This window comes from Microbacterium panaciterrae, assembly GCF_039541635.1.
In the GTDB taxonomy this organism is placed as follows: domain Bacteria; phylum Actinomycetota; class Actinomycetes; order Actinomycetales; family Microbacteriaceae; genus Microbacterium; species Microbacterium panaciterrae.
On record NZ_BAABGP010000026.1, the window covers coordinates 146,026 to 158,238 of the forward strand.

Annotated in this window: 11 protein-coding genes; 7 read left to right on the forward strand and 4 right to left on the reverse strand. The window is 67.7% G+C overall.

Features of this window, described 5'->3' with window-relative positions; all coding sequences use genetic code 11:
• The first annotated feature begins 117 nt into the window (after positions 1-117).
• From ABD882_RS18405 to ABD882_RS18425, 5 genes are all read left to right on the forward strand, one after another.
• Entirely contained in the window at positions 118-2,871 is a 2,754-nt protein-coding gene (locus ABD882_RS18405; RefSeq protein WP_345188934.1) for an Ig domain-containing protein, read from the forward strand.
• 34 nt (positions 2,872-2,905) lie between these two features.
• On the forward strand, positions 2,906-3,862 hold the full coding sequence (locus tag ABD882_RS18410; RefSeq protein WP_345188935.1) for a family 43 glycosylhydrolase: 957 nt from the start codon (positions 2,906-2,908) through the stop codon (positions 3,860-3,862).
• Between the two features lie 277 nt (positions 3,863-4,139).
• Positions 4,140-5,606: an APC family permease gene (locus ABD882_RS18415; protein WP_345188936.1), complete on the forward strand. Its 1,467-nt coding sequence runs from the start codon at positions 4,140-4,142 to the stop codon at positions 5,604-5,606.
• Positions 5,607-5,734: 128 nt separating this feature from the next.
• Positions 5,735-6,052, forward strand: coding sequence for a DUF2853 family protein (locus ABD882_RS18420; protein ID WP_345188937.1), 318 nt, complete (start codon positions 5,735-5,737; stop codon positions 6,050-6,052).
• A 183-nt stretch (positions 6,053-6,235) separates the two neighbouring features.
• Positions 6,236-7,048, forward strand: coding sequence for a hypothetical protein (locus ABD882_RS18425; protein WP_345188939.1), 813 nt, complete (start codon positions 6,236-6,238; stop codon positions 7,046-7,048).
• Positions 7,049-7,071: 23 nt separating this feature from the next.
• On the opposite strand, the gene ABD882_RS18430 is transcribed toward ABD882_RS18425, so the two are convergent.
• The 3 genes from ABD882_RS18430 to ABD882_RS18440 all read right to left on the reverse strand — a co-directional run bounded on the left by ABD882_RS18430 (position 7,072) and on the right by ABD882_RS18440 (position 9,072).
• Positions 7,072-7,656: a copper resistance CopC family protein gene (locus ABD882_RS18430; protein ID WP_345188940.1), complete on the reverse strand. Its 585-nt coding sequence runs from the start codon at positions 7,654-7,656 to the stop codon at positions 7,072-7,074.
• The gene (locus ABD882_RS18435) at positions 7,653-8,381 is read right to left on the reverse strand and encodes a YcnI family copper-binding membrane protein (RefSeq protein WP_345188941.1); all 729 of its coding nucleotides are present in this window, start codon (positions 8,379-8,381) and stop codon (positions 7,653-7,655) included. The genes ABD882_RS18430 and ABD882_RS18435 overlap by 4 nt, the downstream gene beginning before the upstream one ends.
• A 79-nt stretch (positions 8,382-8,460) precedes the next feature.
• Positions 8,461-9,072, reverse strand: a complete 612-nt coding sequence (locus ABD882_RS18440; RefSeq protein ID WP_345188942.1) for a hypothetical protein — start codon at positions 9,070-9,072, stop codon at positions 8,461-8,463.
• Between the two features lie 277 nt (positions 9,073-9,349).
• On the opposite strand from ABD882_RS18440, the gene tyrS reads away from it, so the two are divergent.
• Both tyrS and ABD882_RS18450 read left to right on the forward strand, forming a co-directional pair.
• On the forward strand, positions 9,350-10,651 hold the full coding sequence (gene tyrS, locus ABD882_RS18445; protein ID WP_345188944.1) for a tyrosine--tRNA ligase: 1,302 nt from the start codon (positions 9,350-9,352) through the stop codon (positions 10,649-10,651).
• Between the two features lie 103 nt (positions 10,652-10,754).
• Positions 10,755-11,555 (forward strand): DUF4184 family protein, encoded by an 801-nt coding sequence (locus ABD882_RS18450; protein WP_345188945.1) that lies wholly within the window; start codon positions 10,755-10,757, stop codon positions 11,553-11,555.
• 454 nt (positions 11,556-12,009) lie between these two features.
• Here the strand turns inward: ABD882_RS18450 and ABD882_RS18455 are convergent.
• Positions 12,010-12,213: hypothetical protein (locus ABD882_RS18455; RefSeq protein ID WP_345188946.1), on the reverse strand; the 204-nt coding region annotated here is incomplete at its 5' end.

Genomic DNA, 12,213 nt, shown 5'->3' on the forward strand with positions numbered 1-12,213 from the left:
GGCATCGCCTGTTGACCGGAGGTCACGTGTTGACTAACGTATGCAACTAGTTACAGGATAGCGCTTTCCGAATGGAGATGGGTGACCTTCTCCGAACGACCACGACGATGTGAATGGATGGCAACGATGCACGAACTCAACAGGCGCTCGCTCTTGACCGCCGCTGTCGCAGGAGCGAGCTTCTTCGTCGCGAGCTCTGCGATCGCGACGCCGGCATATGCGCTCGCCGGGCGCAGGGTCCCTGCGACCGCAACGACGGGTGTGGCGGTCACGGAGAGCGCCGATGCCGCCGGTTTCGCGCACCCGGGCGTGGGAGTGAGCGCGGCCTCATTGCGTACCGCACGGGACATGGTGGCGAGCCGCGTCGAACCATGGGCGACCTACTACGACGCGATGGTGCAGACGCCGTACGCCAGTCGCACATTGAGATCCAAGAACGGAACCAAGGTCGTGGACCAACCCGGCCACCCGTACTTCAATTCGTCTGGCATCCAGTCCAAGTTCATCGAAGATGCCTTCGGCGCGTACACCCAGGCGATCTTGTACGTCCTTACCGGTGACGCGGTCTTCCGCGAGAACGGCATGCGGATCCTGCGGATCTGGTCGCACCTCGATCCCCAGCAGTACGCGGTCTATCCCGACGCCCACATTCACACCGGCGTTCCGCTGTACCGGATGGTCGCGGCCGCCGAGATCTTCCGATCGACCGACTTCCCCGAGGGGTACACGTCCTACGACATCGCCTGGAGCGATCAGGACTCCGCCGACTTCACCCGCAACCTGATCGTCCCGGTCACGGATACGTTCAACTATGGCAACACCTGGTATCTGAACCAGCACACCTACCCGCTCATCGGCACCATCGCCGGCTACATCTTCACCGGCAACAGGGCGCGATATGACGAGGCCGTGGAATGGTTCACCGTCAACGCGACCACGACGAAGCCGGAGCAGAACGGAGCGGTCGCCGCCATCTTCCCCCTGATCGCTGCCGACGACCCCATCAACACCTACGGGCACGCGTTCGTCCAGCACCAGGAGATGGGCCGCGACCAGGCGCATGGCTGGGACGACATCAACACCGTGGGGACCCTCGCCCGCCTGCTCGGGGTGCAGGGAACCAGGGTCGATCCTGTGCACGGCACGGTGTCGACGTCCGAGGGGAGCGTGACGGCCTACGAATTCCTCGATCATCGCATTCTCAAGGCCGCTGACGCGTTCACCTCCTACATGCTCGGCTACACCGTCCCATGGGTCGACACGGCCGGTCACGGCGGGGTGCTGTCCCAGGCGTACCGCGGACGTCTGTTCAACCCGATCGATGAGCTGTACACCGTCTATCGCTACACGCTCGGCCTCGACATGACGATGGAGGCGCTGCATCTGCAGGAACTGCACGACAAGTCGGATGGGCCGTTGTTCTACTGGGGTACAGCACCGTACAACAGCTGGAACAGCAACCCCGACTACGCCCCGGAGTTCTGGCTGTCGCTGCCCGCCGCCCTCGCCGGGCAGACGCGCCCGGTCGCCGCCGATGACAGGATTCATTTCGCCACGCGGAGCGCGGCTGTCGACGGCGGCCCGTTCACCGTGATCACGGAGAACGGCACGGAATATCTGCAGGTGAACCCGCCGCACAACGGCCGGACGCTCGCGGTGCGCACCCTGCTCTACGCGAAGACGACCGGGTTCAGCCCGGTAGGGATCCGGCTGCGGACCAGAGGGCCCGCCCGCATCGCCGTCGGGCAGGATCCGGCGAAGGCACTCGAAGTGCTCGTGCCCGACACCGGCGGACAGTGGCGCTATGTCGCCTTCGACACCGACCCCGACGCGCTGTTCGGCATCGATCTGGGGGGCGACAACCTCGCGTACCTGCACTTCTCGGCCGACAACGCCCGCCCGATCGACCTCGATCACATCGACCTGAACACCAAGACAGATCTGGCGCTCCCTCAGTTCCCGGCCGGCACGAAGCTCTCGGTGATCGGCATCGCCGGATCCCCACTGCAACGCAGTCTCGCAGCCGAATATCCGGGACCCGGGCGGCTCACCTACTCGGCCACAGGCTTGCCGAGGGGCGCCGTTCTGGACGCGAGCAGCGGCCAGCTGAGCTGGGTGCCCGATGCAGGGGCCGTAGGGACGCACACGTTCCCGGTCGTCGCGGACGACGGCACGTCGGTGGTCGTCCACACGACGGTCGTCGTGGTCGCCGACGGTCGTGACGCGGCGATGCAGGCCGCACTCTCGGGGTACGACTCCGACGCGGCGTACGTGTCGAGTACCGTTGCCGCCCTCAACGGTGCCAGGTCCTCGGCCGAGGCCGCGGCAGCCTCGGCGGATGACGGTGCTTTTCTCGGCGCGCTCCTGCAGGTGCAGACGGCGGTGGCCGGGCTGCAGCTGCTCACACCACGCCTGGATTCGGACCATTCGGTCGACTACCGCGGCATCGTCTCGACGTATCCGACTTCGGTTCAGGCGCGCGCCATCCTGGACGACAACTTCGCGACGTACACCGGAGATCTTCGCGCGCCGTTCACCCTGGACTTCGGGCCCGGCTTCCTCATCGCGCCCGACGCATTCGGGATTCGGGCGCGGTTCGGATTCGCCAACCGGTCCCAGGGCGCGAACGTCTATGGATCTGCGGACGGCAGCACATGGACGTTGCTCACCTCGAGGATGACGACCGACACGACCGACCTCGGCTACCCGATGGAGAATATCCCGGTACGGGACGACGTCAAGGGGCAGCGCTATCGCCTCTTCAGGATTCAGGTCGACGCCCCGGGCGTTCCGACGGATCCCGCATATCCCGGGATCTCGTCGTTCAGCGAGGTGCATATCTTCGGCATCAGAAGCGAGCGGGCGCAGTGATGCTGCCTTCGCGACTTTCGACGCGGTGGGCGCGATGATCTCCCCCGAGTGCGCACCCGCAGGAGTCATCGTTCCCGGCCGGCTCTTCCGTGACGACACGGGAGCGACGGCGCAGTTGCACGGTGTGGGCATTCACCAGTTCGACGGAAGGTTCTACGCGTGGGGTGAGGACAAGACGCGGGGGAGTCTTTTCACCGGCATCGCCTGCTATTCGTCGGTCGATCTTGCGACCTGGACGTCGCACGGCCACGCGCTCGCCGCGGACCGGTCGATCGCGGAACTCGGGCCGGACCGGGTCATCGAACGACCCAAAGTGCTGCGCACGACGCGCGGCACGTATGTGATGTTCCTGCACATCGATACGGCGGACTACTCCTTGGCGCGTCTCGGACGGGCTGTCGCGGATCGCCCCGAGGGGCCTTACAGCTACCTGGGCAGCGAACGTCCGCTCGGCAACGTGAGCCGCGACATCGGCGTGTTCCAGGACGAGGACGGCACAGGCTACGTGCTCAGCGAGGATCGCGAGAACGGACTGCACATCTACCGGCTGACGCCCGACTTTCTCGGCGTGGAAGAGATCGTGTCGACCACGCTCGCCCTGCCGGGTGGTCATCCTGCTGGCGCGCACGGCTATGAGTCGCCGACCTTGGTCTCGCACGAGGGCCTCTACTACCTGTTCGGGTCCGATCTGACCGGCTGGTCCATGAATGACAACAAGTACGCGACCGCGACCGCACTGGAAGGTCCATGGAGCGACTGGTCCGATTTCGCACCCGCGGGGTCGGCGACGTTCGACTCTCAGACGTCGGTCGTTCTCCCGGTGCGGGGGTCGGAGCAGACCTCGTTCGTGTACATCGGCGATCGATGGATTCGCGACGACCTCTCCCATTCGCCGCCGGTCTGGCTGCCGCTGCATCTCGGTGACGGCACGGCGCGACTCGAATGGCGACACGAGTGGAGAATCGAGCCGGGGACAGGGCGCATCTCCTGAGCACACGCCGCTTCCTGGTGGTCGGCGTGGGTGGCCGTCAGACAGCCACGTCTCGCAACGCATCCCGAACCGTTCTTAGGGAATCGGCTACGGATCCACGCGCCCGATTTCCAAAATCCGCAGGAATCCGCGTGTTTCCCTGATCGAGCTCCCAGCCAATGCATAGGCTTCGAATCCGTGCCCGAAACGATTCCGCGCCACTATATGCGCAGGGCCATCGCGGGTGCTAACGTCCCCCTGTCATCCCCCACACCCGACGATGAGACAGGGGACCCGAATGGCCCAGAATTCGCAGGAGACGGACACGTCTCTGCAACGAGCGATCGATTATCAGGAGCACGCGCTGCAGGCCGGTGGTGTGTCCAAAGCAGGATCCACCCTGATGGCTGTGGCCGGGAGCGCGCCCGCCTACTCCATCGCCGCCAGCACCGCGCTGCTGATCGGCGCCGCCGGCGTCGGCGCCCCCGCCGCACTGCTGTGGTGCGGCATCCCGATGCTCGGCATCGCGTTCGCGTTCAGCCACCTCGCCCGGGTGGACAGCCACGCCGGCGCGTCGTTCTCGTGGGTCGCCCGCGGCCTGCACCCGATCCTCGGGTTCCTCGCCGGATGGGCTGTCGTGATCTCGGCGACGATCTTCATGGTCGCGGGGGCCCTGCCCGCCGGCCAGATGACCGTCGCGCTGTTCGCGCCCGATCAGGCGAACAACACCCTGCTCGTCACGCTGGTCGGATCCATCTGGTTCCTGGTCATGGCGGCGGCGGTGATCTTCGGCGTGCATACGACAGAGCGCGCGCAGTGGATCATGTCGATCATCGAAGTGGGGATCCTCGTGGTGTTCGCCGCGATCGCGATCCCTCGTGCGATCACCACCTACCACCACGGCGAGACCTTCTCGTGGGACTGGTTCGGCTTCGGTCACCTCAGCAGCGGTGGCGTCTTCGTCGCAGCGGCTCTGATCGCCGCGTTCTACTACTGGGGCTGGGACGTCACCGCCAACCTCGGCGAGGAGACCAAGAACGCGCACAAGACGACGGGTGCTGCGGGCATCCTCGGCATCGTCATCGTGTTCATCCTGTTCGAGATCTACACCACCACCACCCTGGTGATGCTGCCCGGCAAGACCATCGAAGCCAACAGCGGCAACGTGCTGACCGTGCTCGGCGACGCGATCATGCCCGGCATCGGCGGCAAGATCCTCATCGTCGCGGTCGCGTTGTCGACCATCGCCACGCTGGAGACCACGCTCGTGCAGGTCAGCCGCACCCTGTTCGCCATGGGCCGTGACCGTACGATCCCGTTCGCGTTCGGCAGGATCAACCGCAAGTGGAAGACTCCGGTGTTCGCGACCCTGGTCGTGGTCATCGTCTCGCTGCTGCTGTTCGTGCTCGCGAACGTCTTCGGAGACAGCGTCGGCCAGATCCTCGGCTGGGCGATCTCGTCGATCGGCCTGCAGATCGCGTTCTATTACTCGCTCGCCGGTTTCGCGCTGATTGTGGGCTTCCGGAAGGTGTTGTTCACCTCGGTGAAGAACTTCCTGCTGATCGGCCTGTGGCCGTTTTTCGGGGCGGTCTTCATGATGTACATCTTCTTCGCGGCGATTCCGAACAACGAGCCCGTCGTGAACATCCTCGGTCTCGGCCTGATCGTGATCGGTGTGATTCCGCTGGCGATCTTCTACCCGAAGGCGAAGGCCGCGTACTTCTCGCGGCGCCCGCTCGAGGTCCCGGAGGACTTCTCCGCGTAAGCGCGTGCAGGGACAGGAGGGCGAAGTCGAAAATCGCACGGAGTTCCTTCTGTTCCTGCAGGGGCAACGCGTCTAGGATCGCTGGCGAGCACGGCATACGGGCCGGGCCGGATTCAAAGGAGTTCCGCATGGCTGACTGGGCCGCTGACGTCAAGATCTACCGTCCCGACGCCGACGATGCTGCGATCGAGGGTCTGCTCAAGACCTACCGGCTTGTGATGAGCAGCCAGGATTCGGCGTACGTCGCTTTCTCGGACAAGGACGAGGTCGAGACCGTCAAGACCAACTTCCTCAAGAAGAAGCTCGGACTCACCGAGTCCGACGAGGCGCTCGACGCCGCGCTCGCCGAGGTCAAGGAGACGATGAAGGCCGACCGCACCAAGAGCCGCATCACGGTCTACTACCTGCTGGCCGAGAAGTTCGGCAAGCTCGGTCAGTTCCACTGACCTTCGCTTCTCCCGCGTTTCAGAACGGCCGCATCCGCGTGAACGGATGCGGCCGTTCTGCTGCCGGCGTTCTGGTGCGACTGCGCGCCGTGCCGACCGCACAGCCCGGTTCGTCGGTGGCCCGGGGGAGGATGGCGGCATGCACACGTTGAACGACCTCGCCGGGGCGAGCGGAGCACGCGCATGATCCTCGCAGGTTTCGTCCTGCTCGCGACCGGGCTCTGCGATGTCCTGCGCCGGTTCCTGCACGGGCGGGCGTTCTGGATCGGGACCGCGGTCGCTGCCGTGCTGGTGCTGGTGCTGGGAACGCTGGGCGGGGCGTATCTGTTCGCGTTGATCGGGATCGCCTGCGCGGTGCTGTGGGCGTGGCTGCTCCCGCTCGAAGGGCGGCCCCGGCTGTCGTTCTGGCCGGCGGTGCTGCTCGCGGTCGTGGTGGTGGTCTCTGTCGTGCTGATGCCCGCGCGTGCGGTGACGGGACTGTTCGCGGGCCGCTGGCTCGCGACGCCCCTGGGGCCGATCGGCTTCGACCTGTTCATCCTCGCGATCGGGGTGTTCGCCCTGCTCCTCGAGACAGGCAACGTGATCGTGCGGGCCGCGCTCGTCGGCGAGGAGGCCGAGCTCCCCGCGGACGTCGCGTCCGGGGACGGTCCTCCGGCTGAGGCGGTGCACGGACTCGTCCCGGCGCTGGGCCTCGATCCCGGTGCGCCGACCGGCCCCGAACCGACGGCGCCCGCGCCCGCCGCGGATCCGGGTTTCCGCGGCGGACGCCTGATCGGCCCGCTGGAGCGGGTGATCGTGCTGCTGCTGACGCTCTTCGCCGCCTACCCGCTGCTCGCGGCCATGCTGGCGGCGAAGGGGATCGTGCGGTTCCCGGAGATCTCCCGCGACGGCGCGAGCGGCGCCAGGGCCGAGTACTTCCTGGTGGGCAGCCTGGTCAGCTGGGTCGTCGCGCTCGGCGGCGCCCTGCTGCTGTGGTGGGCCGCTCGCGCGGGCTGACCGCCTCAACGACCCCGAGCGGCTCAGTCCTCGTTCTTGCGCCCGCGCGCGAGCGCCCAGGCGCCGACCCCGACGCCGACGAGCACGACGGTGCCGATCCCGAGCCCGATCCACAGGCCGCTGTCGCCGCCCGCCGTCGCAGCCGGTGCATCCGGTGCCGTCGTCGCCGATCCCGCCGGCCCGCACTTCGGCGCAGCGGATCCTGTCGTCGTCGTCGCCGTCGAGCCATCCGGCGCGTAGGTGAAGGTGTAGCTGCCCGAGATCGGATGCCCGTCCGAGGACACCACCCGCCACAGCACCTCGTACGTCCCGGCGGCGCCCGGCGTCACCGGGGACGACACGGCGGGACCGTTCAGATCCGGGCACGCGGTCTCGTAGTACTTCTTGTCCGGACCGATCACCTGGATGACGGCCGCCCCGTCCGCGCCGAGCGGATCCGCGCTGAAGGTGAGCGTGACGGCGTCGAGGGTCTTCACCGTGGAGTTCGCGGCCGGATCCGTCTGCTCGAGCGTGTCGTGCGCGCTCGCGGCCGATGCGCCCGCCGTGGCGAGGACCACTCCGACGCCGAGCGCCGCCGCGAGCGCCGTCAGGCGAGTGCGGATCCTCATGCGTTCCTCTTCCGCCGGCCGAGTGCGAATCCGCCGAGCAGCACGCCGCCTGCCGCGACCACGAGCGCCGCGATGCTCAGACCGAGGGCGAGGCCGTCCTGTCCGCCGCTGGATTTCGGCGCGGCTGCCTCGTGCGTGCTGGTCGCGGTCGTCACCGCGGCACCGCCGTGGTGGTCGGCCGGGGGAGCGTCGTTCACCCACAGCACCGGTGCGGGCTCGAGCGCGTCGTCCTTGGCGGCCTGTTCCGGAGTGGCTGACCACTCCACGACCTTGCCGTCGGAGTACGTCTGGGTCGCCGGGATCACGATGTGCCCGGTGTCCGGCACCGGCCCCAGCGACAGCGTGAACGTCTGGAACTGACCGGGCGCGATCCCGCCGGCGTCTGCGGTGAAGGTCACCTCGGTGACGGCTTCGCTGATCGTGTTGCCTTCGACCTTCACCGGCTTCGCCAGCGTGGTCTTGACGGCGGTGCCGGTCCATCCCGCGGTGGGCTGGTAGCTCACGCTCGTGAAGGGGGTGTCGGCGGGCAGGTGGATGTCGAGCTTGACCGTGCTGGCCGAGGCGGACTCGTTCGGCACGCGGAAGGTGAGGTATGTCCAGGATCCGGCCGCGGCCTGGTTCGGTGTCGCCGTCACGTGCGCGGAGGCGGCGAGCGGTGCGGCGAGGGCGAGCACGGCGCCGGCGGCGAGGCCGGTGAGCACGCGCGAGAGGGTGGTGTTTTGCATGGTGAGCGTTCTTTCTGAGGTCGTGCGGGTGCGCCGACGGCGCGTGAGCGGCGCAGACGTCGATGCGGGAGGAATGGGGTCAGGCCGCGAGCGGCGGACCCCTCCTCTGAACGACGGTCAGAGCGAAGCGGGACCGGAGCACGGGGGCATCGACGTGCGGGGCCGGAAGCGCGCGGTGTGCGGCTGCCGGCGGTGCGACGAGGAGCCGTGCGACGAAGTTCCAGCCGGTCAGCTCGAGCAGGGCTCGGATCGTCTGCTCGCCGCGGCCCAGCGCGAGCACCGTCAGCACTGCGGCTATCGCATGCGCGACCCACATCGCGGGCTGCGCGTGATCCGGGTGCACGACAGCCGCGTTAAGGGCTGTCGTGCCGAGGGCGCCGGCGAGATCGGCGCCGTGCAGGTGGATCCCCGGATTCTGCGTCAGCGATCCGGATCCGGATCCGACACCGATCAGCAGCAGCCCGTGGAACGCGAACTGGCTGAGAATCACGGCGAGCGACAGCCGCGCCCAGCTCAGCGTCCGCCCGGCGAGCGCGATGCACACCGGCGCCGCGAACAGCAGCGCGAGCACGATCCCGATCAGCGGTGCGGGGGAGCCGTCGGCGGTGGAGTGCGAGACGGAGGCCACGAACGTCGCGACCAGGGCGGCGGTGAGGCCCCGGACCGTGCGACCCGCGCGCGTTCCCAACACGCCTCCAGCGTACCGGCGCGTCCGCCCCGCCTCCGCCCCGCCCTGCCTCCGCCCTGCCCCCGCCCCGCCCCGACCAAACCGTCCCATCTGACCGCGAGACTGCAACTCGGACGCGAGACTGCAGCACGTAGCCGCAGTCTCGCGGCGCAGATGCAGTCTCGCGGGTAGGGAGGTCGGCTCGCGGGCGCGGGCGCGGGCGAGGCGAGGCGTGCCGGGTTCCGGGTGGGCAGGACCCGGCGCGGGGAGGGGACCGCGACGGCGCTGGTACCCTGATCCGGTGTCGAAACCTCCTCTGACGACCGCGGCACCGGCCATCGACCCCACGTTCTCCAACGTGTGGGATGAGCTGGTCTGGCGCGGACTCGTCCACGTGTCCACGGATCCTGAGGCGCTGCGCGCCCTGCTCGCAGGTCCCGCGATCACGTATTACTGCGGCTTCGACCCGACCGCTCCGAGCCTGCACCTCGGCAACCTCGTGCAGCTGCTCCTCATGCGCCGGCTGCAGCTCGCCGGGCACAAGCCGCTCGGCCTGGTCGGCGGATCCACCGGGCTGGTCGGCGACCCCCGTCCCACCGCCGAGCGCACGCTGAACACACGCGAGACGGTCGCGGAGTGGGTGGATCGCCTGCGCCGGCAGGTCGAGCGCTACCTCAGCTTCGAGGGCGACAACGCGGCGCGGATGGTGAACAACCTCGACTGGACGGCGCCGATGAGCGCCATCGACTTCCTGCGCGAGATCGGCAAGCACTACCGTGTCGGCACCATGCTGAAGAAGGACGCGGTCGCCGCGCGCCTCAACTCCGACGCCGGCATCAGCTACACCGAGTTCAGCTACCAGATCCTGCAGGGCCTCGACTACCTCGAGCTGCACCGCCAGTACGACTGCGTGCTGCAGACCGGCGGGTCCGACCAGTGGGGGAACCTCACCAGTGGCACGGATCTCATCCACCGCGTCGAAGGCGCATCGGTGCACGCGATCGGCACGCCGCTGATCACGAACAGCGACGGCACCAAGTTCGGCAAGAGCGAGGGCAACGCGATCTGGCTCGACGCCGAGATGTGCAGCCCGTACCGGATGTACCAGTTCTGGCTGAGCACCGCCGACGCCGACGTGATCGAACGGCTCAAGGTCTTCACCTTCCTCACCCGTGCCGAGATCGAGGAGTACGCGGCGCTGGTCGAGGCCGAGCCGTTCCGCCGCGCCGCGCAGAAGCGGCTGGCCCTCGAGGTCGTCGCCACGGTGCACGGAGCCGACGCGACGGCCGCAGCGATCGCGGCGTCCGAGGCGCTGTTCGGGCAGGGCGACCTCTCCGCACTCGATGCCGCCACGCTGCGCACCGCACTGGAGGAGCTGCCGAACGCCCAGGTCGCGAGCGGATCCTCGGTCGTCGATGCGCTCGTCGCCGCGGGGCTGGTGTCGAGCGCCTCCGAGGCCCGCCGCGCGATCGCCCAGGGCGGCGTCTCGGTGGACGGCGAACGGGTCGAGTCCGACGACGCGACCGTGCCGCTCGGCCTCCCCGGCGGAGTGTCGGTGCTCCGCCGTGGCAAGAAGACGCTCGCGGGGCTTCTCCCCGCCTGACCGCTGCTCGCGTTCGCCCCCTCCTGCCGCCCGCGCCTCCTCGAGGCGACGTCGGTGCGAGGGGGCGGCGGCGCTCGGATCGCCGTTGGGTACTGTCGAACGCATGCCGTTCACGCCGAGTCACGCGATCGTCGCGCTGCCGTTCGTGCGCACACCGCTCGCGCCCGCGGCGATCGCGGTCGGCGCGATGGCACCGGATCTGCCACTTTTCACTCGCGGTGTGCTCCTCGATTACGGCGTCACGCATGACCTGCGCTGGCTCCCGCTGACCGCGCTCGTCGCCCTCGTCCTGCTGCTCGTCTGGCGTGTCGTGCTGCGGCCCGCCTGTCGTCCGCTCGCGCCGCGCAGCCTCGGCGCGCGGCTTCCGGACGAGTGGGATCGCGGTGCGCGGGACGCGCTGCGCGAGACGTTCGGCTCGGCAGGCCGCACGGCGCTGCTCGTCATCGCCCTGGCGGTGGGCATCGTCTCGCACATCCTGTGGGATGCGTTCACGCACGAGGGGAGGTTCGGCACGGGGTTGATCCCCGCGCTGGATGCGTCGTGGGGACCGCTGCCCGGTTACAAGTGGCTGCAGTACGGATCCGGGATCGGCGGCGTGATCGTGCTCGCCATCGCCGGTGCGGTCTGGCTCCGTCATCGTGTGCCGCAGCCGGTCGACGCGGCGCCGTTCGTCGTCCGAGTGACGTGGTGGCTGTCGCTGCCGGTGGTGCTGATCGCCGCGGTCGTGGCGGGCTATGCGCTGTACGGCCCGTTCACGACGGAGTTCGCGCCGCAGCATCTCGCCTATCGCACGCTGCCGATCGCGGCAGGGGTGTGGGGAATGCTGTCGCTGTTCCTCGTGGTGGCACTCCGGCTCGTGTCGGCGCGGCGCCTGTCTGCAGACGCGGGCGCGAAGGAGCGCTGAAGGCACGCGGAGAGGCGGGCGACACGCCCGGGCGGGGCGCGGAATTTGCCGGATCCGGCGGATCCGCGTAACTTATTACTTGTTCGCCCCAAGCGGTAGAGCGAAGGGCCGGAAGGCCTGACTCCCCAAGCGGCGAACAACCATCCACCTTCTTCTTCGGAAGCAGGATCCCTCTCACAGGTTCTCCCTGTGGCGGGCTCGAGCGCGTGCGCTTGACGGGGTGGCCGTCCGCCGGGATCGTCGATTTGACAGTCTGGCCGGGAGGACTAAGCTAGAGAAGTTGCCTCGGAAACGAGATGACGAATCCGGTTCTGATCCTCACGGTGCGTCGATTTGACAGCCTGAGCGACACGGATAAGATAGAGAAGTTGCCCTGAAGGGAAGGCCGAGAGGCCCGAACGCAGGAGCATCCGATCCTTGAGAACTCAACAGCGTGCACTTGTCAAATGCCAATTTATTCCTCGTTCCAGTCTTTGGGCTGGTTTGAGAAATTCCTTTGGATCAAAGACCAGCTCTCTTTTTTGGGGGTTGGCATTCGGATGAAGTCAGCAATGATGTCATCTCTTTGGTCAGTTTCAAACTCGCAGGTCGCCGGTTTTCCCTGGTGGTCCTGTTTTTTTCTTTTACGGAGAGTTTGATCCTGGCTCAGGATGAACGC